Raw genomic sequence first — 20,498 nt, forward strand, 5'->3', positions numbered from 1 at the left:
GGATCGCGCACCGCGCTGCGCGTCAGGCCCGCGGCGCGTGGTGCTTCTGCTGCGCGGCGACGAGCCCCTCGCCGATGAGCTGCTCGACGGCGTCGGCGGCATCCGAGACCAGGATCGGGAGGGTGGGCAGCTCGGCGGTCCCGAACGGCGCCAGCACCCAGTCCGCCGGGTCCTGACGGCCGGGGGGCCTGCCGATCCCCACCCGGACGCGCGGAAAGTCGGGAGTGGCGAGTACACGGGCGACATCGCGGATGCCGTTGTGCCCGCCGTGCCCGCCGCCCGTCTTCAGCTTGATCGTGTCGAAGGGGATGTCCAGTTCGTCGTGGACGAGCACGATCCGCTCCGCTGGCACCGAGTAGAACCGTGCGAGGGCGCCGACGGGCGGACCCGAGACGTTCATGAAGGTGATCGGCTTGGCGAGGACGATCTTGTCGCCCCCCGGACGAAGCCAGGTCTCCACGACCCGCGCGCCCGTCGCCTGGCCGCGGACGGAGTGCTCGCGGAACGTCTCCCCTCGCCTGCCGGCGAGCTCGTCGAGCACCATCTGACCCACGTTGTGCCGGGTCGTCGCGTAGCGGGGGCCGGGGTTGCCCAGCCCCACCACGAGCCATGTCTGTGCCATGTCCTCATCCTTCCGGAGACGCAGAAGGGGGCGCGACCGTGGTCGCACCCCCTTCGGAGCTGAATCGGGGCGAGCCCCGGCGGATCACTCCGCGGCGGCCTCCGAGGCCTCGGCCTCGTCGTCGCCGGCCTCGCCCGAAGGCGTCGAGACGAGCACGAGCAGCAGGTCGGGCTCGTCGATGAGCGTCGCGCCCTTGGGCAGCGTCACGTCGCTGGCGGTGATGTGCGCGCCGTCCTCGAGACCCTCGACGCTGACCTCCACGTGCTGCGGGATGTGGGTGGCCTCGACCTCGAGCCGCACGGTGGCGACGTCGACGGTCACGATGGTGCCGGAGAAGGACTCGCCGGTGACGATGACCGGGATCTCGACGGTGACCTTCTCGCCCTTGGTCACGACGAGCAGGTCGATGTGCTCGATGATCTGGTGCACCGGGTCCTTCTGGACGTCCTTGACCAGCGCGAGCTGCTCCTTGCCCTCGATGTCGAGCCGGAGGAGCGCGTTGGCGCGGCGGATGATCAGCGAGATCTGGTGGCCCGGGAGGGCGAGGTGCACGGGGTCGGTGCCGTGGCCGTAGAGCACGGCGGGGATCTGCCCTGCGGCGCGCAGACGGCGGGCGAAGCCCTTGCCGAAGTTGGTGCGGACCTCGGTGGGGACCTTGTTCTCGTCGGTCATGATGTCTCCTTCGTACACGCGGCGGACGGCCGCGCGGTGGTCTTCTTCACGTCTTCTCGGGCACGGACGCGTAGAGGAGAGCACCGGGGCTCACAACGCCGCGTCGATCACGGATGGGCGCACGCGCGCGCCATCCCTCGCCGAGGAACTCCTCCATGGTACCGGAAAGACCCGGTAGGCTGAATCCATGCTCGACGGCGCCTTCCTCACCCATGTCCTCTTCTGGCTGATCGGCGCCATGGCGGTCGCCGGCGTGGTCCTCGGCTTCGGTGCCATCTTCAGCATGGGCCGCTCCGGGTACCGCAAGGACTGAGCGGCACCGGGCGTCGGGCGCACGACGCGGGCGCCGTCGTCCCTCGGCACGGCGCTACGCTGATTCCGTCATCCATGAGATCAGGAGCGCATAGTGTCTGGAGCGTCAGTGCCCGAAGCCACAGCCAACATCGGAGTCGTGGGACTCGCCGTGATGGGCTCGAATCTGGCCCGCAACCTCGCCAGTCGCGAGGGCAACACGGTGGCCGTCCACAACCGCAGCCGTGAGAAGACCGACGTCCTGGTCGCCGAGCACCCGGAGGCGGGCTTCGTCCCCGCCTTCTCCTACGAGGAGTTCGCCGCCGCTCTGCAGAAGCCGCGCACCGCGATCATCATGGTCAAGGCCGGTGCCGGCACGGACGCCGTGATCGACGAGCTCGTCCGCGTCTTCGAGCCGGGCGACATCATCGTCGATGGCGGCAACGCCTACTTCCCCGACACCATCCGCCGCGAGAAGGCGGTCCGCGAGACCGGGATCAACTTCGTCGGCGCCGGCATCTCCGGCGGCGAGGAGGGCGCGCTCACCGGGCCCTCGATCATGCCGGGCGGCTCGGACGAGTCCTGGGTCACGCTCGGCCCGATCCTGAAGTCCATCGCGGCGATCGCCGAGGGCGAGCCCTGCGTGACGCACATCGGACACGACGGCGCCGGTCACTTCGTGAAGATGGTGCACAACGGCATCGAGTACGCCGACATGCAGCTCATCGCCGAGGCGTACGACCTCATCCGCCGCGGCACCGGCAAGTCGCCGGCCGAGATCGCCGAGATCTTCGCCGAGTGGAACAAGGGCGAGCTCGAGTCGTACCTGATCGAGATCACGGCCGAGGTGCTGCGCCAGGTCGACGCCACGACCGGCGCACCGCTCGTGGACGTCATCCTGGACCAGGCCGGCGCCAAGGGCACCGGCGCCTGGACCGTGCAGACCGCGCTCTCGCTCGGCGTTCCGGTGTCGGGCATCGCCGAGGCGACGTTCGCCCGGTCCCTCTCCTCCCACCCGGAGCAGCGCGTCGTCGCCGCGGGCCTCCCGGGCCCCGACGAGACCTTCTCCGTGGCCGCCGCCGACGTCGACGCCTTCATCGAGGACGTCCGCCTCGCCCTCTACGCGTCGAAGATCGTCGCCTACTCGCAGGGCTTCGACGAGATCCGCGCCGGCGCCGCCGAGTACGGCTGGGACATCGACCTCGGCGCGATCTCGAAGATCTGGCGCGGCGGCTGCATCATCCGCGCGCAGTTCCTCAACCGCATCGCCGACGCCTACGCCGAGACCCCGGACCTCGCCGTCCTCATGACGGCGCCGTACTTCGCCGACGCCCTCGGACGCGGGCAGGCCGCGTGGCGGCGCGTCGTGGTGGCCGCAGCGCAGGCCGGGATCCCGGCGCCGGCGTTCTCCTCCTCGCTGTCGTACTACGACGGCATCCGCGCCGACCGTCTTCCGGCGGCCCTCGTGCAGGGGCAGCGCGACTTCTTCGGGGCGCACACCTACAAGCGGATCGACCGCCCCGGCACCTTCCACACGCTGTGGTCGGGGGATCGCACCGAGATCGAGGCCGAGGACACGCACTGACACCACCTCCGCGACGAGATCGTCCGCGGCCCCGAGAGGGGGCTCCACATCGTTGGAGCCCCCTCTCGCTGCTTTTCCCGCCCTCCGCTTGACCTTGATGCTGCATCAACCCTGCACCCTGATCTCGTACGAGAGTCACACGAGAGGGGCAGCGGCATGTTCTTGGCAGTATCGGGTCTGAAGAAGAGCTATGGATCGGGGGTCGTCACGCCCGTGCTGCGAGGCACCGGCCTCGAGCTCGAACGTCAGCGGATCGGCGTGATCCTCGGGCCCTCGGGCTCCGGGAAGTCGACGCTGATGAACATCATCGGCGGGATCGACCGTGCCGACGCCGGCACGGTCGACGTGGACGGCGAGCGGATCTCCGATCTCACCGACGACGAGCTGCTCGAGTACCGCCGCACGAGCGTCGGCTTCATCTTCCAGTTCTACAACCTGGTGCCGAACCTCACCGCGGGAGAGAACGTCGAGGTGGTGTCCCACATCAGCGAGAAGCCGCTGAAGGTCGACGACGTGCTCGCCGCCGTCGGACTCGCCGACAAGAGGAACCGCTTCCCTCGTGAGCTGTCGGGCGGTGAGCAGCAGCGCGTCGCGATCGCGCGGGCGATCGTGAAGAGCCCACGCCTCCTGCTCTGCGACGAGCCGACCGGCGCGCTCGATCTGGAGACCTCGCGCGATGTCCTCGCGCTGCTCCAGCGGGTGAACGCCGACTTCGGCACGACCATCCTGATGATCACCCACAACGCCGCCATCGCCGACATGGCCCACTCGGTCTACCGGATGCGCGATGGCCTGGTCGAGGAGAGCACGCACCACGACCAGCCCCTGCCCGCCGAACGGATCCAGTGGTGAGCGCCCTCAACCGCCGCATCTGGCGGATGCTGCGCGAGCACCTGGGCCGCTACATCGGCATCGCCGTCCTCGTCCTGCTGGGGAGCTTCTACTTCACCGCGGCCACCGGGGTGGCCGGCAGCATGGAACGCACGGTGGTGGGGTTCGCCGACGGGAATCAGCAGGAGGACCTCAGCTTCACGACCGACAAGCCGCTCGACATCGCCGAGTGGGAGGGCGAGTCCGGCGCGACGATCGAGGCCGCGCCGCGCCACGACGTGCGACTCCCCGAGGGAGAGCTCCGCCTGCTGAGCCCCGGCCCGACGCTCAACCTCGCCCAGGTGACCTCGGGCCGAGCGCTCGCCGATCCCGGGGACCTGCTCGTCGATCCGCATTTCCTGGGGGCGCGCGGCCTGAGGATCGGCGACACGCTCACCCTCGACGGCCTGGGCTTCACCATCGTCGGCACCGTCGCCGTGCCGAACTACGTGTATCCGCTGAAGGGCCTCTACGACGTCCTGCCGACCGCGGGGTTCGGCATCGGAGTCGTGGCGCAGACCGACCTCCAGGCGCTCTCCCCGGCCGTCGAGACGTCGACCACGACGTACAGCGTGCGCTTCCACGACCGTGAGGGGATCGAGGCGCAGACGGCTGCGCTGCGGAACATGCTCGGCGACGAGGGACACCACCTCACCGAGTGGATCGATGCCGAGCACAATCAGCGCATCAGCATGCCCTGGGGGAACATCTCGAGCATGAAGTCGATGAGCTTCCCGGTGGCGATCGCGTTCTTCATCCTGGGATGCGTGATCGTGAGCGTGATGATCACGCGCACCGTCAAGGCCGACAGCGTCATCGCCGGCAGTCTGTACGCGCTCGGCTATCGTCGAGGCGAGCTGACCCGGCACTATCTGGCGGTTCCTGTGCTGGTCGCCCTGGCCGGCAGCCTCGTCGGCACGCTTCTGGCCCTCCCCTGCGTCGCTCCGGTGATCGGCACCATGCTGGCCTCGTACAACCTGCCGGACACCGGCCTGACCTTCGCCCCGCACAATCTCGCGATCTCGCTGCTCGCGCCCGTCGCGCTGATCGGGGCGGCCAGCGCCCTGTTGATCCGCCGCGTCCTGCGCAAGAGCGCCGCCGACCTGATGAAAGGCGGCGAGAAGACCGGAAAGGTGACCGCGCTGGAACGCGTGCTCCGACTGGACCGATTCCGGTTCGTCACCGCCTTCCGGATCCGCGAGCAGGTGCGGAGCATCCCGCGTCTGCTGTTCCTGGTGTTCGGCGTGGCCGCCGCATCCATGGTCATGCTCTTCGGCCTGACCTACAGCCACTCGATGGACATCGTCACCGAACGCGGTGCGCTGACCAGGTACGAGTATCAGATCGAGTACAACTTCACTGACGTGCAGAACCTGAAGGACTCCGCGGTCCCGGACGGCGCGGAGCCGTACAACACGATTCGGGTGCATCCCGAGGGACGCGAGGGCATCGGGTTCTACCTGACCGGGATGCTGCCGGACTCCGTGGGCATGAAGCTGAACGACACGCGCGGCTCTCCGCCGCCGCGGAACCAGGTCAACATCACCGAGCCGCTGGCCACCCGGCTGCATCTCGAGGTCGGCGACACCCTTCGATTCGTCAGCCAGCTCGATGGCGCGTCCTACGCCCTGCGGATCGACGGGATCGTCCAGGCCTACGGCGAGCAGTTCGTCACCATGCCCCTGGAGGAGTTCAACCGGCTGACCGACCAGCCGGCGGGGAGCTATCGCACGGTGCTGGCGAGCCGGGAGATGGACTTCGACGAGTCGGTGCTCGCCGGAGTGCTCGACACCCGCGACCCCGGCGCGTTCGAGCAGATCGGCGCCCCCACCTCGCAGATCATGGGGTCGGTGTCCGCCCTCGCCGTGCTGATCGCGGTCGTGATCCTGTTCCTCGTCACATCCCTGATCATCGAGGAGAACCATGGGACGGTCGCCCTGTTCACGGTGCTGGGCTACCGCCGACGGGAGCTTGCCCGATTGATCCTGAACAGCGCGACGCCGGCGGTGGTCATCGGGATACTCCTCGGCTACCCGCTGATGCTCGCGTTCGCGAACCTGCTCTTCGGGATCGTCGCCGATACGCTCAACATGCTGATTCCGATCACTGTGGATCCCTGGCACGTCCTGATCAGCTTCGTGGTGATCTTCGTGGTGTACGAGATCACGAAGTGGCTGTCCGGGCGGAGACTCGCGAAGATCGCCATGAGCGACGCCCTCAAAGGGGCCGAATGAGAATCCGGGAGGCGACGTGAATGACAAGCTGACCATCAGTCAGCTCGCCGCGTATGCCGGCATCACGGTGGCGACGGTGCGGCACTATCACCGGATCGGGCTGCTGCCGGAGCCTGCCAGGGACGGCTCCGGCTACCGACGGTACGACGCGGCGGCGGTGGTGCGGCTGATCCGGATCCATGTCCTGGCGAGCGCCGGGGTGCCGCTGGCGAAGGTCGACGACCTGCTGGAGGCGGGTCCCGCGGAGTTCGCCGACGGTGTCGAGCAGATCGACCAACGGCTCCGCTCGGAGATCCGAAGGCTGCAGCGGACCCGGGAACGGCTCGCCCGGCTCGCGGGCGGAGAGCAGATCGCCCTCCCTCCGAGCGTGATCGGCTACCTCGACCGGCTGCGTGCCATCGGCGTCGACCAGCGCTACCTCGATTTCGAGCGGGATGCCTGGATCCTGGTCGCCGCCCACGTCCCCGATCAGATCGACTCCATGATGGTCGTCAAGCACGCGGCCTTGGACGACCCCGACATGATGCGGCTCTACAGCCTCCTCAGCGGTGCGATCGATTGGCCGGTCGATGACCCGCGGGTGATCGAGGTCGCCGACATCCTGGATCGGATCAACCACGGTGCCGTCGCCGCGGGGGTTCCGCGTGACGACGACGGGTTCGAGGACCGCTTCGTCGATCTTCTGGACACCGCGATGATGTCGTCGGCGCCGCTGGCGCGTCGGCTCATCTCCCTCCTGGAGGAGCGGGGTTGGACGGGCTGGACGAGACCCGAGCGCATCTCACCCGACTGACATCCGAGCAGCGACCCTTCTAGACCGACGGCGGCACGTTGTGGTTGCCGCGGAACAGGTTCTGCGGGTCCCACTCGGCCTTGATCCGCGCGAGACGCTCATAGGCGGCCGGCGTGAACATGCTCCGGGCATCCCCCGCGCTCGCGGAGTCGACGAAGTTGCCGTACTCGGCCAGTCTCCCCGTGCTGATGGCCGACCAATCGCGCTCCACCGCCGCGCGGCCGGCATCGTCGAGCAGACCGGGCACGTCGAACGCGCCGGCCATCACGAACCAGGTGGCGTCCCGCCCCGGAAAGGGGGTCGCGTCCTGCGGGACGTCGCCGAACGCGCCGCCGAGGGATCGCAGGAAGAGCACCGAGGCGGGGTACGTGCGCCGGAAGGCGACCAGGCGCTCGATCAGATCGTCGCCGAGGTCGGCATAGAGCCCGTTGCCTCCGAGGAAACCCGGCGGCTCCTGTCCGGGCTCGGCCTCCGGCATCTCCATGAGGATCTCCCGGTACCGCGGACGGGTGACCTCTCCCGAGACGCCGCTCAGGCCCGCCACCGGTGCCAGCTCCGCTGCGAGCCGGGCGGCGTCCTCCCCCGCCCAGACCGCGCTGAGGCGGGCGCCGGCGGGAGCGCTCGGATCCATCGGCGGCACGTCCATGAAGGTCACGGTCAGCTCGCGCGGCGCCGTGCGCATGAGCTCGCGGACTGCGCGGAGGAACTCCTCCGCGTCGTCGCCGGCCGTGTACTCCGCGAAGGCGATGCCGGGGAGCGGATGGGCCTCGAAGTCGAAGCGCGTGACGATGCCGACGTTGCCCCCTCCGCCGCGCAGCGCCCAGAAGAGATCGGGGTTCTCCTCCGCGGACGCCTCCACGATCCGGCCGTCGGCGGTCACCACCTGCGCGCCGACGAGCTGGTCCACCGCCGCGCCCCACGCCCGTGCCATCCACCCGAGTCCTCCGCCGACGGTAAGGCCGCCGACACCGACCGACGCGGTGTCGCCGGAGCTGATCGCCAGGCCGTGCGGCTCAAGCGCGCCGGCCACCCGGCCCCACACCGCTCCCCCGCCGATCGCCACGCGCGTGCCATCGACCTCGACCCGCGACAGCGCACCAAGGTCGATCAGCAGCCCGCCCGGCTCGACCGGCCAGTGGCCATGCCCGCCGGCGAGCACCGCGACTGGTCTCCCTCTGTCCGCCGCATGCCGTATGGCGACGGCGACCTCCTCCGCGCTCTCCGGCCGCACGCGTTCGGCGTGCGCCTCTTCCTGCCCCGCTCCCATGTCTGTCTCTCCGGTCATGGTGCGAGGCTACGACAAGCCACCGACATCGCCGTCCCTCATAGGAAAGACATAGAGAAACGGCGGAGGATGGAGACATGAACGATCACGTCTCGTCCGAACTGCGTCGTGCCGACGGCGCTCCGCTGCGCATCCTCGCCGTCGACGACGAGCCCATGCTCACCGACCTCCTCTCGATGGCCCTACGCATGGAGGGCTGGGAGGTGCGGACGGCGGGATCGGGCCTGGAGGCACTGCAGACCGCCCGGGACTTCGGCCCCGACGCCCTGGTCCTCGACGTGATGATGCCGGACCTGGACGGCCTGGGCGTCCTCAAGCGGCTGCGCGAGAGCGGGAACATGGTCCCCGTCGTCTTCCTCACCGCCAAGGACGCGGTGGGAGACCGGATCGCGGGACTCACCGCGGGCGGCGACGACTACGTGACCAAGCCCTTCAGCCTGGAGGAGGTGGTCGCACGCCTGCGCGCCGTGATCCGCCGCAGCGGTGTCGCCGCGTCCGACTCCGGAGACTCCGTGCTGCAGGTCGGCGACCTCACGCTCAACGAGGACAGCCATGAGGTGATCCGCGACGGCGTCGAGATCGAGCTCACCGCGACCGAGTTCGAACTGCTCCGCTATCTGATGCGCAACGAGCGCCGGGTGCTGTCCAAGGCGCAGATCCTCGACCGGGTGTGGAGCTACGACTTCGGCGGACGGTCCAGCGTCGTCGAGCTCTACATCTCCTATCTCCGGAAGAAGATCGACGCCGGCCGCACCCCCCTCATCCACACCGTCCGCGGCGTCGGGTACATGATCAAGGCGCCGCAGTGAGCCCGGAACGCCCCTGATGTCCCTGTGGAGCACCGGCCGGAGGCCACCGACGCTGCAGTCCCGGCTGATGACCGCCGTGATCGGCATCGTCTCGCTGATCCTGGTGACCGTCGCGATCGTCACCAGCGTCTTCCTCGGACGGGCCCTCGAGGACGGCCTGGCCGGTCAGCTGCGCACGTACGGCGACCGTCTCCAGCAGACCGCCACGGTCCTGCACGGGATCTCCGCCGAGACGCCGACCGCGGTGGAGATCCTCAGCGGGACCGCCGTGCCGCCCGGTCTGATGCTGATCGTGATCCCGACCGACGGGAGCAGCCCCAACGGCTTCATCGTCAACGCCAACGGGCACGGGACCACGGTCGATCAGAACCAGATGCTCGCCGCCGTGCAGCAGATCAACAGCGCAGAGTCCGTCGTCGATCTCGATTCCCTGGGTTCGTACCAGCTCGTCCACAAGCAGGTTTCCAACTCACGCTCGATCGCGTCGAACGCGGCGACGACGCCGTTCACACTGATCGTGGGGCTGCCCCGCACCGACATCCAGCGCACCCTCTCCTCTCTCTTCACGGTCATCGCGCTCGCCACGGCCGGCGGGCTGATCCTGCTCGGAGTGACGACGGCGGTCACCGTCCGGGTGAGCCTGCGGCCGCTGCGCGCGGTCGCCGCCACCGCCACCCGCGTCGCGAACCAGCCGCTCGACCGCGGCGACGTCTCGATCCAGGAGCGCGTGCCCCCGGCCGAGGCGGACCCGCGGACGGAGACGGGCCTCGTGGGGGCCGCGTTGAACACCCTCCTCGACCATGTGGACACCTCTCTCGCGGCCCGTCAGCGCAACGAGGAGCGGATGCGGCAGTTCGTCGCCGACGCGAGCCATGAGCTGCGCACCCCGCTCGCCTCGATCCGCGGCTACTCCGAGCTGTCCCTGCGCTCCCCCGAGCTCCCCGAGACGGCGCAGACGGCGCTGGAGCGGATCCAGGCGCAGTCGCTGCGGATGACCCGGCTCGTGGAGGACCTGCTGCTGCTCGCCCGGCTGGAGGAGGGCCAGGAGCTCATCCACACCCCGGTCGACCTCACCCGTCTGGCGATCGAGGGCGTCGAGGACGCGCGCCCCACCGCCCACGACCATCTGTGGGAGATCGACGTCCCCGCCGAGCCCGTCATGGTGCTCGGCGACGCCGGACGCCTGCAGCAGGTGATCGCGAACCTCCTCGCGAACGCCAGGACCCACACGCCCGAAGGGACCCGCATCACGATCGAGCTCGGCGTCGACGGCCCGTCCGCGCTCCTCCGCGTCCGCGACGACGGCCCGGGGATCGACGCGGCGGTGCGGGACGACCTGTTCGCCAGGTTCGCCCGCGGCGACCGCTCCCGGACCCGTGCCACGGGCGGGACGGGCCTCGGGCTCGCGATCACCAAGGCGATCGTCGAGGGGCACTCCGGGACCATCGCCGTCGAGAGCGAGCCCGGGTCCACGGTCTTCGAGGTGCGCCTCCCCCGCTATCGCGCGGAGACGGCGGACGACGGCGCCGACACGACCGGTACGAGCGACGGGACCGATACGAGCGATACGGGCGACGCGACCGACACGACCGACACGGGCGATGCGATGAGGCCGGGTGCTGATGGGCGCATGCCGGACGGGGCCTCCCCCGCTCAGGGCCAGCACTTCATCGACGGTCACCCGTCCTCGGACGGAGACCCTAGGCCCGGCCCTCAGTAGCCCGAGCCCTCAGTAGCCGATTCCTCAGTAGCGGGGTCCTCAGTAGCCGGCGAAGGCGTCGGTGGTCAGCCTCCGGCAGGAGCGGAGCGCCGGGGCGAGCTGGGCGATGAGCGCCGGCGGGCCGGAGACGAGCGCATGCCGGCGGGAGAGGTCGGGGACGAGGCCCGTGAGCAGCGCGGCGTCCAGGCGAGCGCCTCCGGCCCACCGCCAGCCGTCCGGCAGGTCGGCGGGCTCATCGGGGGTGACGACGATCCCGGAGACGCCGCCGGCGGCGATCTCGTCGAGGTAGGCGAGCTCGTCCGCGGCGGAGGCGATCAGCACGACCACGATGTCCCCGCCCGTTCCCTCACCCGTCCGCATCCGGTGGCCCAGCTGCGAGACGAACGGCGTGACGCCGATCCCCGCCCCGACCAGGAGCAGCGGCGCAGGACCGGTCGGGAGCACGAAGTCGCCCCAGATCCCCGTCGCGCTGAGCACGTCGCCGTTCTGAGCGGCGCCAAGCGCGCGCTTGTAGCTGGACTCGGGCCGCTCGCCCTCGGTCTCCCGGTAGGCGATCCGCACGAGCGGGAGCTCCTCCGGAGCGGACACGATGCTGAACTCACGCCGGGTTCCTCGGGCGTCGGGACGACGATGCGGCACCTGCAGCTCGACGTACTGCCCCGGCGCGAACGGGACGGGCCGCCGCAGTCGGAAGGTCAGCTCGCGCACGGTCGCCGTCACCGTCCTCCGCCGCTCCAGGGTCAGCCGCAGGCCACCGCGCCGGGCGAGCAGGAACGCCAGGAGGTTGCCGATCAGGAGCGCCCGCTCCTGTCCGAGGGTGATCAGGCCGAGGTTGATCGGCCAGCCGACGAGCACCCCGACGACACCGGCCACGAGAAGCTGCTGCCACCGGCGGGACGGGAGGGTCAGAGGCTCGGCGAGCATGAACGCGCCGAGGAAGAGCACGGGAGACCGGAGGAGAGCGAGCGTCAGATCCGCCCACGGGTCCGGCGCGAGCCCGGCCTCCACGCCCTGCACGGCCAGGCGGACCATCGCGACGGCCACCGCCACGACGACGAAGAGCGCGACGACGCGGATCCGCTCGGTGCGCCAGAGCACCACGAGCCCGAGGAGCACGACCGCCGCCGCGAGCGTCGGCGTGCCGACCCACCAGGCGGAGAAGCCGAGCGTGGAGAGGGTGAGCACGGTCGCGGCCACGGCGACCGGGTTGAACACGTGCCGCCCGCGCCAGACAAGGATGTACTTCGACAGGGCGGCGATCCCGCCCGCCAGGGCCGCGGCACCGAGCTGATCGGGGTTCGTCCCCGGCTCGATGACGAACAGGAGGATGAACGCGGTGATCAGCGAGGACTCCACGCGCCGCGGCACCCGCAGCAGCTGCTGGGCGACCGCGTCGACGAGGAGGACGGCCACGAGGAGGACCGCGAGCGTGGCCACGATCTCGAAGGGGGTCAGCGAGAGGACGCCGAGGACGCTCTCGATCAGGGCCACCGCGGCGAGCGCGACCAGCGCCCAGAGCGTCAGCCGGTACATCGACAGGCGTCCGAGGGCGGCCAGGATCCGCTGCCGGACGGCGGTGGACATCGCGATCATGCGGGACTCCCCTATCGGAACAGCTCGGCCCTTATCGGAACAGCTCGGCCTTCATCGGAACAGCTCGGCGGTCGATCCCGGCGACCACTCCACCGCGCCCGCCGTCGTCATCCGCACCCATTCCACACCCTGCGCGTGCGCGAAGGCGGGACCACCGTCGAAGAAGAGCGCCGTGGCGGCCGCATCCGCCGCCATCGCGGTCGCCGCGATCGCCCAGGTCGCCGCGATCGTGCGCACCGGCTCCCCCGTGCGCGCATCGAGAACGTGGTGGAGCCCGTCGCCCCATGCCCGCCGGTTGACGGCCGACGCGCAGAGCGCCCGGTCGGCCACATCGACGACGCCGATCGCCCGCCGAGGGTCGTAGGGGTGTTCCAGGGCCACGCGCAGCGTGGTTCCCCGGACGGCGAGGTCGCCACTGCCGTCGACGACGGCGGTGCCGTGCCCGCGGTCGCCCAGAAGGGCGAGGACGAGGTCGACGAGACGGCCCTTGCCGAGCGCGCCGACGTCGATCCTGGCGGGTCGGCCGAGCGTCAGCGCGCCGTCCGCCCAGCCGAGGACCTCACGCCAGTCCGCGGGCGCGGAGACGGCTCCGCGATCGCGGAGGCTCAGCGCGGCGTCGTAGCCGCGGTGGGCGAGGCTCTCCCCCACGAGCGGATTGACGGCGCCTCCCGTGGCTTCGTCGAGCGCGGAGAACAGGTCGAGCATCGGCTTCGCGTCGGGCGGCGCCGGAACGGTTCCCGGGGCCTCGGCAAGACGTGAGACCGTCGAGTCGGCGCGGAACCGGGACCAGGTGCGATCGAACTCATCGACGAGCGACAGGACGGCCGTGCGGTCGCCCTCGCTCAACGGCTCTTCGGTGTCGATCTGCCACGCGGTGCCGATCCCGTCGAACCGCCACGAGGATCGGCCCGCGGGATCCACGTCAGGACGCAGCCTGCTCGCGGATCTTCTCGATCGCCTGGTTGAAGCCCTGGCTGGTGAGCGAGGAGCCGGCGACCTTGCTCACGGAGATGTCGTCGAGGGACTTGCCCGTCACGACCTCGGCGATGCCGCCGATGAACTCCCCCTGGTAGCGGGTCGTCTCCGGCGCCTGCGGGTCGCCGGTCACCGAGACGTCCTCGATCACGCCGCCCGCGAGCGTCACGGTGACGCTGATCTTCTCCACGGTCTCCGGTGTGCGGTACGAGCCGTCCGCGGTGTACTTCCCGTCCTTGTACGCCCCGGTCGAGGACGAGCCGGAGGATCCGGTGCCGGACGACTCTGTGCCGGACGACGCAGACGGGGATGTGGTCGCGCCCGACCCCGAGGCGCCGCCGGTCCCCTCGGCGTCGCTCACGGCGGGCGATGCCGCGCATCCGGACAGCAGCAGCGCGCCGGCGATGCCGACCAGAGCGGATCCGTGACGGACCGAAGGCGAGATGTTCATGCGAACAGCTTCCGCGAACGGCCTATGAGCAGCCTTGGAGCGGGCGCTCATCCCTGCGACGGCGCACCTCGCCCGTATCCTGTATCGCCGGCGACCACGGGCCACTCCTCACCCCTCGGAGGAGCTCCGCATTCCATCGAGCAGCCTGGTGAACTGGCCATGCGACTCGCGCAGATGTGCCAGCATCTCGGTTCTTGCCCCGTCGGCATCCGAACGGCGAATCGCTTCGACGATCGGTTCGTGGTCCCGTCGAAGCACGGTCTCCAACTGCTCGCCGTCGCCGTAGACATCGTGCCATTCGGCGTGCAGCCAGAGCACGTTCGTGTCCGAGAACATCTGCGCCCTGGCAGCGGTGACCGCCTCGGCGAGCATGGGGTTGCCGGAGGCCCTGGCGATCGACAGATGGATCAATGTGTCGGCCCGATGGTAGGAGGCGAGGTCGTCCGCTCTCATCGAGAGCGCCGCGTCGATAGCGGCCCGATCCGCATCGCTCGCCCGCAGCGCGGCGAGCTCGGCGGCGGGCGGTTCGATCAGGCTGCGGTACTCGGTGTGCGCGTCGAGGGCCCGTTGGAAGCTGGCGACCGCCGTGGCGCGCTCGGCGCCGTCGTCAAGGCGACGAGCGACGACGCGCGTTCCGCCCGTCCGGCCGAGCGTCGTCTCCACGACGCCCTCGGCGGCGAGTTGCCGGACGGCGCGGCGAACGGTGTTGCGACTCACCTCGAGCACCTCGGCGAGCTCGCGTTCGGTCGGCAGCCGGTCGTCCGTCGAGAAACCGCCGAGGAGGATGCGCCGTTTGAGGACTTCGGCCACAGCCTCGTGCGACGCGGCGCCCGGCAGCGGCCCGGTAGCCGCCAGCGCATCGGCGAGTAGATCCTCCACGCGTTGATCGTAGACCGTTTCCGGGATGTTAACTCTTCGGCGAGCTATGGCGCGGCAGGCCGATGCATCGTAGGTTGAATCCAACTTCTTTTGGGTCCACTAAGACCCAAAAACATGAACGAAGGATTCGACCATGAACGAGAGTGTTCGACAGGCCGTGGACGGCCCCAGGGAGGGGCGCACTGTGCGGCCCTGGAAGATCGCGGCGGCGACCCTGATCGGCGTGAGCATCGAATGGTTCGACTACGGCATCTATGGCTTTGCCGCAGCCGTCGTCTTCCCCACCGCCTTCTTCCCTGAACTCGACCCCGCCGTCGCCATACTCGCCTCTTTTGCGACACTGGCGGTGGGGTCCCTCGGGCGGCCCTTCGGGGCGCTGCTGTTCGGCCACATCGGCGATCGCTATGGCCGGCGTCGCTCGATGGTGCTGTCGCTGACCCTGATGGGGGCGATGACGGTCGCCGTCGGCCTCTTGCCGACCTATGCCCAGATCGGGGCGCTCGCCCCGATCCTGCTGCTTCTGGTCCGCATCGCCCAATCGCTCGCCGTCGGCGGCGAATGGGGCAGTGCGCTCCTCTTCGCGGTGGAGAGCGCACCCCCTGAGCGCAGGGCGTTCTTCGGCTCTTTCACGCAGATGGGCAGCGGCCTCGGAGCCTTCATGACCGCAGGGGCGTTCAGCCTCATCGGGCTGCTCGGCGACCAGGCGGTGCTCGAATGGGCGTGGCGGCTGCCGTTCCTGGCCTCGATAGTGCTCATCGTCCTCGGCCTGTTGATCCGGACCCAGCTGCCCGAGACCGAGGTCTTCACGGAGGACGAGCAGATCGAGGAAACACGCAAGAGGCCGCCCATCCTCGCACTCCTGAAGGACCACTGGGCGGTCGCACTGCTGTCGATCGGCGCGTTCCTCGTCCCGGTCAGCGGCTACTACATCGTCGGCAGCTTCTTCGCCTCCTACGCCACCGGGACGCTCGGACTCAGCACCGGAGCCATTGCGAGCGCCGGGCTGCTCTCCTCCCTCGTCTCCATCGTCGCCACCCCGATCGCGGCGATACTGGCCGACCGCATCGGCGTTCGCCGGATGACGGTGATCGGACTCGCGTTGCACCTGGTGATCGCACTGCCGATCTTCCTTCTGCTCGACCAGGGGACGGTGCTCGCCTTCACCCTCGCCGGCGCACTGGGGATGCTGATCAGCACCCTCGCCTATTCGACCGTGGGCACGCTCGTAGCGGGCTGGTACCCGACGGGCGTCCGGCAGACCGGCGTCTCGCTGACCTACCAGATCACCGGCGTCATCGGCGGGCTGATGCCCGCCCTGTCGCAGACGCTCTCGATCGCGGGGCACGGCGGATGGGCGCTCGTCGCCCTGCTCTTCGCCGCGATGTCCGCGATCAGCCTGGTGAGCGTTCTGCTCAAGCGCTCGGCCGGATACTTGGACCTCAAAGGCAGCAACAGCATCGGGACGATCGCCCCGGCAGTGCAAGGGGAGGGACTCGCATGAGTCACGACACGATCGACGCCGCGGTCGACGAGCTGAGGGACGCGCTCATCGGGCTCAGCCATCAGATCCATGCGCTCGCGGAGCCGGGATTCGAGGAGACGAGATCGGCGGAGGCGGTACGCTCGCTGCTTTCAGCGCTGGGCCACGACGCCAGAGTCGGCGGATACGGACTCAGCACCTCCCTGGAGGCCCGGGCCGGTTCCGGCGCCCCGACGATCGCGCTGATGGCCGAGTACGACGCCTTGCCGGGCATCGGCCACGCCTGCGGACACAATGTCATCGCGGCCTCCGCGGTCGGCGCGTTCCTCGCCACGGCCCGCTCCCTACAGGAGTCAGGGGCTCCCGGGACGATCGTGCTGCTCGGCACTCCCGCGGAGGAGAACGGGACCGGCAAGGAGGTCATGGCCCGCCACGGCGCATTCGAGGGGATCGATGCGGCACTGATGATCCATCCCACGGGAGGCGATGACCTGCCCAGCGGTCGCAGCCTTGGCCTGCGCGAGGTCGAGATCGTCTTCCAGGGCAGGGCGAGCCATGCCTCGGCCGCGCCGCAGTTCGGGATCAATGCGCTCGACGCCGCCGTCGCCGCCTATCAGGGCATCGCGACTCTGCGCCAGTCCCTCCTCGTCGGAGACCAGGTCCACGGGATCATCACCGACGGCGGCGAGCGGCCCAACGTCATTCCGGAGCGGGCCGCGCTTCACTTCTACGTCCGCTCGCCGAGCTCGGCTCAGCTGCTCGATATCTCCCGACGCATCGAGGAGATCGCCTACGGCGCGGCTCGGATGATCGGCGCCACGGTGGAGCTCGTCTGGGATCGCTATCCCGCCTGCCTGCCGATGCAGAGCAACGAGCCCTTGAGCGACCGATTCACCCAGTGGATGGAGACGATCGGCCGATCGACGCCCGTCCCGCACAGCATCGAGCGCGGCCTCGGCTCCACCGATGCGGGGAACGTCAGCGTGCGCATCCCGACCATCCACCCCATGATCTCCATCGCACCGGCGGGAATCGTGCCGCATACGGAGCGCTTCGCGCACGAGGCCGTCAGCGAAGCCGCCGATCGAGCCATCGTGGAGAGCGCACGCGGGCTGGCGCATACCGCTCTGGACTATCTCACCTCCGCGACGCTGAGAGCCGCGGCCGCAGAGGCCTTCGAGCGTGAACGGAACCCCGCGGTGAACGTGCTGCTCGCAGGTTCCGAGCAGCACGTGTGAACAATTGGGTCTATTCGGACCCAATTGTCGATAGAGTGAGACCATCCACCGACGTGAGAATCGAGACAGCCGATGACTGCATTTCCCCCCACCCCCGAACGCCCTTATGTCCTGGTCCGACGCCCGGCGAAGACTCTGAGCGATGGGATCGTCACCTTCCGCGAACGCGAGGAGCTCGATCTCGCACTGGCCGATGCGCAGTGGCTCGAGTACGTGTCGGTCTTCGCCGACCGCGGCTGGGGCGTCGTGGAAGTCCCGTTCGCCGATGAACTGCCCGATTCGGTCTTCATCGAAGACACCGTGGTTGTCTTCGGCGGGCTCGCGGTCGTCACGAACCCCGGCGCGCCGGCGCGCAACGCCGAGACGGATGAGGTCCTGCCCGTGGTGCGCGACTGCGGGTTCGAGGTGGTCAAGATCACCTCTCCCGGCACTCTCGACGGCGGCGACGTGCTGAAGGTGGGCTCGACGGTGTACGTGGGCCGCACCGGCACCACCAACGCCGAGGGGATCCGGCAGCTGGCCGCCTTCGTGGAACCGCATGGCTACCGGGTTCAAGAGGTCCCTGTGACCAAGGCACTTCACCTCAAGAGCGCGATCACCGCCCTGCCGGACGGGACCGTCATCGGCTACGGCCCCGTCGTCGATGACCCGTCGCTCTTCGCCGACTACCTGGAGGTCCCGGAGGAGCCGGGCGCGCATGTCGTCGTGCTGGGCGACAACGAGGTCCTCATGTCCGCCGGGGCGCCGCGCAGCGCGCAGCTCTTCCGCGATCGCGGACTGAAGGTCATAGAGGCGGATGTGACGGAGTTCGAGAAGCTCGAAGGCTGTGTGACCTGCCTTTCGGTACGCGTGCGCTGACTCCTGACGCTTCTCTGCGAGGAGGCCCGCCCGATCACCAGGTTGGCGGCCTGTTGTATCGACGCAGCTCAGAGCGCGGCGCCAATAGAGCTCTTTTCACCTGCCTCTTCGCGCCCTGGAATAGGACCTCATCATCATGAGATACCACCAGAGGATGGCTACGACCGCCGGTCCGTAGAACCACATCCGATACTCGCTGAAAGCCGTGCCGAGCCAGAAGCCTCCGATGAACACGACCAGCATCGCCAGCGTTGCAATGAGGTGACTCCTGGGGCGGGTGATGGTACGGAACCATCCGACCGGGTGGGTCTGGGATACTCCGGACATGTGTTTCCTCCTGTCACGAGGCTAGTTGCAGGGACCCTCGAGATACGTGTCAACCCACCAGATGGGCGCCGGCGTGCCCGATCACCAGGGCACCGTCCCTGCGTCGTCGAAGAAGCCGCCGGTCGGACCGTCGTCGGGAAGCGTCGCGAGGCGGATCGCGATGGCCGCACCCTGTTGCGGTGTACGGACACCGTGGAAGTCGTTGAGGTCGGTGGCGGTGTAGCCGGGGCAGCCGGAGTTGACCAAGACGCCGGCGTCGCTCAGCTCCTTGGCGTACTGGATCGTGAGGGCGTTGAGAAAGGTCTTCGAGGCCAGGTAGGCAGCAGGAGCCGAGCCCATGTCGATGCCGGGGGTCGTCTGCAGCGCGAGCGAGCCGACGCTGCTGGACATGTTGACGATCCGCGGTGACGCCGAGGCCCGCAGCATCGGCAGCATCGCGTTGGTCACGCGGACGACACCGATCACGTTGGTCTCCACGACGGCTCGCATGGTCGCCGGATCGACCGTGGTCGGCGTCTGCGGCATACCGCCCGTGATCGCGGCGTTGTTCACCAGGACGTCGAGGCCTCCGGCGCGGTCGGCGATCACCACGGCGGCCGCAGCCACGCTCGCGTCGTCGGTCACGTCGAGCGGCACGCCGAACGCCTCGACGCCGGTTGCGCGCAACGCCTCCACCGCGGTGTCGCGGCGCCCCCTGTCGCTCGCCCCCACACCGATCCGCCAGCCGAGCGCACCCAGGCCCGCGGCGATCTCGTATCCGATTCCCTTGTTCGCGCCGGTCACCAGCGCAGTCTTCTGTTCACTCACAACGCCGATCCTGGCGCGGTTCCTGGTGCGGCGTCCAAGACCGATCGGGTGGGCGGCGATACCCCACGGGTATCGACCCTGATCATCGCCGGATACCATGACCGGGTGGAGACGAGGGAGATGCGGTACTTCGTGGCCGTCGCCGAGGAGCTGCACTTCGGACGGGCGGCACAACGGCTCTCGATCGCGCAACCGCCGCTCTCACGCGCAATCCAGCAGCTCGAACGGCGGCTGGGCGTCGTCCTGCTGCATCGCACCTCTCGCGCGATCGCCCTGACCGACGCCGGAGCGGTGCTCCTGCAGGAGTCCCGGCTCGCCCTCGAAGCGGTGGAGGCCGCCGAGCGCCGCACCCGCCGCGCCGCCGCCGACCAGGCCGGCCTGGTGCTGGCCACCAAGGCGGGGGCGTCCAGGGAGCTGGTGTCGAGGCTGCTGGACGCATATGCCGCCCAGCCCTCCGCTGTCGCCATCGAGGTGCTGCTCTGCGGACCGGGCGAGTCGGAGGGCATGCTCCGCGACGGGCGTGCGGATATTGCGCTGCTCCAGCGTCCCTACGACACGACGACCGGGTTCGACGCCGAGGACCTGCACACCGAGCATCAGATCGTGGTCCTGCCCGCGGGACACCCGCTGACCGGCCGACCATACGTGTCGATGGCGGAGGTCGAGGCGCTGACGGACCTGCCCCTGCCCCGTTGGCCGCGGCCGGACGGGAGCTTTCCGGACGGCCCCGGCCCGAAGGTCCGCGACCATACCCAGCTGACCCAGCTGATCGCGCTCGGCCGGGCATGTGCGCTCATGCCCGAGTCCCTCCGGGACCAGCTCCACGGCGATCACGCCATCGTGCCGGTGCCGGACGCGCCGGCGGTCACGACCGTCATCGCCTGGCCGCCGCACCGCAGATCCCGAGCCGTCGCCGACCTCGTCCGCGCGGCGACGCAGCGGCTCTTCCCGAGCCCCTTGCCGAACGGCTAGCACTCGCGGTGCTGCCCGGTTTCGCGGACGGGCGGAG

General features: G+C 69.5%; 19 protein-coding genes. 11 read left to right on the top strand and 8 right to left on the bottom strand.

Annotated features, from left to right (window positions below):
* Positions 1-22 precede the first annotated feature (22 nt).
* Entirely contained in the window at positions 23-622 is a 600-nt protein-coding gene (gene pth / locus J2Y69_RS01235; protein WP_310016702.1) for an aminoacyl-tRNA hydrolase, read from the bottom strand.
* 84 nt (positions 623-706) lie between these two features.
* Positions 707-1,294: a 50S ribosomal protein L25/general stress protein Ctc gene (locus J2Y69_RS01240; RefSeq protein ID WP_310016704.1), complete on the bottom strand. Its 588-nt coding sequence runs from the start codon at positions 1,292-1,294 to the stop codon at positions 707-709.
* A 187-nt stretch (positions 1,295-1,481) separates the two neighbouring features.
* Between J2Y69_RS01240 and J2Y69_RS01245 the strand changes: the two genes are divergently transcribed.
* The 5 genes from J2Y69_RS01245 (at position 1,482) to J2Y69_RS01265 (ending at position 7,067) form a co-directional block, all read left to right on the top strand.
* Positions 1,482-1,607 carry a hypothetical protein gene (locus tag J2Y69_RS01245; protein ID WP_310016707.1) on the top strand — a complete coding sequence of 42 codons (126 nt, stop codon included), beginning with the start codon at positions 1,482-1,484 and terminating at the stop codon, positions 1,605-1,607.
* Between the two features lie 108 nt (positions 1,608-1,715).
* Positions 1,716-3,170 carry an NADP-dependent phosphogluconate dehydrogenase gene (gene gndA / locus J2Y69_RS01250; RefSeq protein WP_310016709.1) on the top strand — a complete coding sequence of 485 codons (1,455 nt, stop codon included), beginning with the start codon at positions 1,716-1,718 and terminating at the stop codon, positions 3,168-3,170.
* Positions 3,171-3,326: 156 nt separating this feature from the next.
* On the top strand, positions 3,327-4,022 hold the full coding sequence (locus J2Y69_RS01255) for an ABC transporter ATP-binding protein (RefSeq protein ID WP_310016711.1): 696 nt from the start codon (positions 3,327-3,329) through the stop codon (positions 4,020-4,022).
* A complete protein-coding gene (locus J2Y69_RS01260; protein WP_310016713.1) occupies positions 4,019-6,274 on the top strand; it encodes an ABC transporter permease in 2,256 nt (751 codons plus the stop codon). Before J2Y69_RS01255 ends, J2Y69_RS01260 begins: the two co-directional genes overlap by 4 nt.
* A 16-nt stretch (positions 6,275-6,290) precedes the next feature.
* The gene (locus J2Y69_RS01265) at positions 6,291-7,067 is read left to right on the top strand and encodes a MerR family transcriptional regulator (RefSeq protein ID WP_310016715.1); all 777 of its coding nucleotides are present in this window, start codon (positions 6,291-6,293) and stop codon (positions 7,065-7,067) included.
* Positions 7,068-7,086: 19 nt separating this feature from the next.
* On the opposite strand, the gene J2Y69_RS01270 is transcribed toward J2Y69_RS01265, so the two are convergent.
* A complete protein-coding gene (locus J2Y69_RS01270; RefSeq protein ID WP_310016716.1) occupies positions 7,087-8,352 on the bottom strand; it encodes an FAD-binding oxidoreductase in 1,266 nt (421 codons plus the stop codon).
* Positions 8,353-8,429: 77 nt separating this feature from the next.
* Here J2Y69_RS01270 and J2Y69_RS01275 point away from each other — a divergent pair, with 77 nt between their 5' ends.
* Together J2Y69_RS01275 and J2Y69_RS01280 are read left to right on the top strand one after the other, a co-directional pair.
* Entirely contained in the window at positions 8,430-9,161 is a 732-nt protein-coding gene (locus tag J2Y69_RS01275) for a response regulator transcription factor (protein ID WP_310016718.1), read from the top strand.
* A gap of 67 nt (positions 9,162-9,228) precedes the next feature.
* Positions 9,229-10,881: a sensor histidine kinase gene (locus J2Y69_RS01280; protein ID WP_310016720.1), complete on the top strand. Its 1,653-nt coding sequence runs from the start codon at positions 9,229-9,231 to the stop codon at positions 10,879-10,881.
* A 39-nt stretch (positions 10,882-10,920) separates the two neighbouring features.
* Here J2Y69_RS01280 and J2Y69_RS01285 read toward each other — a convergent pair whose 3' ends face one another.
* The 4 genes from J2Y69_RS01285 to J2Y69_RS01300 form a co-directional block, all read right to left on the bottom strand.
* A complete protein-coding gene (locus J2Y69_RS01285; protein WP_310016722.1) occupies positions 10,921-12,474 on the bottom strand; it encodes an FAD-dependent oxidoreductase in 1,554 nt (517 codons plus the stop codon).
* Positions 12,475-12,525: 51 nt separating this feature from the next.
* Positions 12,526-13,395: an FAD:protein FMN transferase gene (locus J2Y69_RS01290; protein ID WP_310016724.1), complete on the bottom strand. Its 870-nt coding sequence runs from the start codon at positions 13,393-13,395 to the stop codon at positions 12,526-12,528.
* 1 nt (position 13,396) lies between these two features.
* Positions 13,397-13,900, bottom strand: a complete 504-nt coding sequence (locus J2Y69_RS01295) for an FMN-binding protein (RefSeq protein ID WP_310016726.1) — start codon at positions 13,898-13,900, stop codon at positions 13,397-13,399.
* 108 nt (positions 13,901-14,008) lie between these two features.
* Positions 14,009-14,863, bottom strand: coding sequence for a FadR/GntR family transcriptional regulator (locus J2Y69_RS01300; RefSeq protein ID WP_310016727.1), 855 nt, complete (start codon positions 14,861-14,863; stop codon positions 14,009-14,011).
* 49 nt (positions 14,864-14,912) lie between these two features.
* On the opposite strand from J2Y69_RS01300, the gene J2Y69_RS01305 reads away from it, so the two are divergent.
* From J2Y69_RS01305 to ddaH, 3 genes are all read left to right on the top strand, one after another.
* A complete protein-coding gene (locus J2Y69_RS01305; RefSeq protein ID WP_310016729.1) occupies positions 14,913-16,280 on the top strand; it encodes an MFS transporter in 1,368 nt (455 codons plus the stop codon).
* Complete coding sequence (locus tag J2Y69_RS01310; protein ID WP_310016731.1) at positions 16,277-17,497, top strand: M20 family metallopeptidase; 1,221 nt, start codon at positions 16,277-16,279, stop codon at positions 17,495-17,497. The genes J2Y69_RS01305 and J2Y69_RS01310 overlap by 4 nt, the downstream gene beginning before the upstream one ends.
* 72 nt (positions 17,498-17,569) lie before the next feature.
* On the top strand, positions 17,570-18,355 hold the full coding sequence (ddaH, locus tag J2Y69_RS01315; RefSeq protein WP_310016733.1) for a dimethylargininase: 786 nt from the start codon (positions 17,570-17,572) through the stop codon (positions 18,353-18,355).
* 408 nt (positions 18,356-18,763) lie between these two features.
* Here the strand turns inward: ddaH and J2Y69_RS01320 are convergent, their stop codons facing one another.
* Positions 18,764-19,489 carry an SDR family NAD(P)-dependent oxidoreductase gene (locus J2Y69_RS01320; RefSeq protein ID WP_310016735.1) on the bottom strand — a complete coding sequence of 242 codons (726 nt, stop codon included), beginning with the start codon at positions 19,487-19,489 and terminating at the stop codon, positions 18,764-18,766.
* 105 nt (positions 19,490-19,594) lie between these two features.
* Here J2Y69_RS01320 and J2Y69_RS01325 point away from each other — a divergent pair, with 105 nt between their 5' ends.
* Positions 19,595-20,461, top strand: a complete 867-nt coding sequence (locus J2Y69_RS01325; protein ID WP_310016737.1) for a LysR family transcriptional regulator — start codon at positions 19,595-19,597, stop codon at positions 20,459-20,461.
* Positions 20,462-20,498: the final 37 nt, after the last annotated feature.

The organism is Microbacterium resistens (assembly GCF_031456305.1).
Taxonomy (GTDB): domain Bacteria; phylum Actinomycetota; class Actinomycetes; order Actinomycetales; family Microbacteriaceae; genus Microbacterium; species Microbacterium resistens_A.

Coding starts and splice junctions, on each gene's coding strand:
- pth (WP_310016702.1), bottom strand. CDS start 622: ATGGCACAGACATGGCTCGTGGTGGGGCTGGGCAACCCCGGCCCCCGC.
- J2Y69_RS01240 (WP_310016704.1), bottom strand. CDS start 1,294: ATGACCGACGAGAACAAGGTCCCCACCGAGGTCCGCACCAACTTCGGC.
- J2Y69_RS01245 (WP_310016707.1), top strand. CDS start 1,482: ATGCTCGACGGCGCCTTCCTCACCCATGTCCTCTTCTGGCTGATCGGC.
- J2Y69_RS01255 (WP_310016711.1), top strand. CDS start 3,327: ATGTTCTTGGCAGTATCGGGTCTGAAGAAGAGCTATGGATCGGGGGTC.
- J2Y69_RS01270 (WP_310016716.1), bottom strand. CDS start 8,352: ATGACCGGAGAGACAGACATGGGAGCGGGGCAGGAAGAGGCGCACGCC.
- J2Y69_RS01275 (WP_310016718.1), top strand. CDS start 8,430: ATGAACGATCACGTCTCGTCCGAACTGCGTCGTGCCGACGGCGCTCCG.
- J2Y69_RS01280 (WP_310016720.1), top strand. CDS start 9,229: ATGACCGCCGTGATCGGCATCGTCTCGCTGATCCTGGTGACCGTCGCG.
- J2Y69_RS01285 (WP_310016722.1), bottom strand. CDS start 12,474: ATGATCGCGATGTCCACCGCCGTCCGGCAGCGGATCCTGGCCGCCCTC.
- J2Y69_RS01295 (WP_310016726.1), bottom strand. CDS start 13,900: ATGAACATCTCGCCTTCGGTCCGTCACGGATCCGCTCTGGTCGGCATC.
- J2Y69_RS01305 (WP_310016729.1), top strand. CDS start 14,913: ATGAACGAGAGTGTTCGACAGGCCGTGGACGGCCCCAGGGAGGGGCGC.
- J2Y69_RS01310 (WP_310016731.1), top strand. CDS start 16,277: ATGAGTCACGACACGATCGACGCCGCGGTCGACGAGCTGAGGGACGCG.
- ddaH (WP_310016733.1), top strand. CDS start 17,570: ATGACTGCATTTCCCCCCACCCCCGAACGCCCTTATGTCCTGGTCCGA.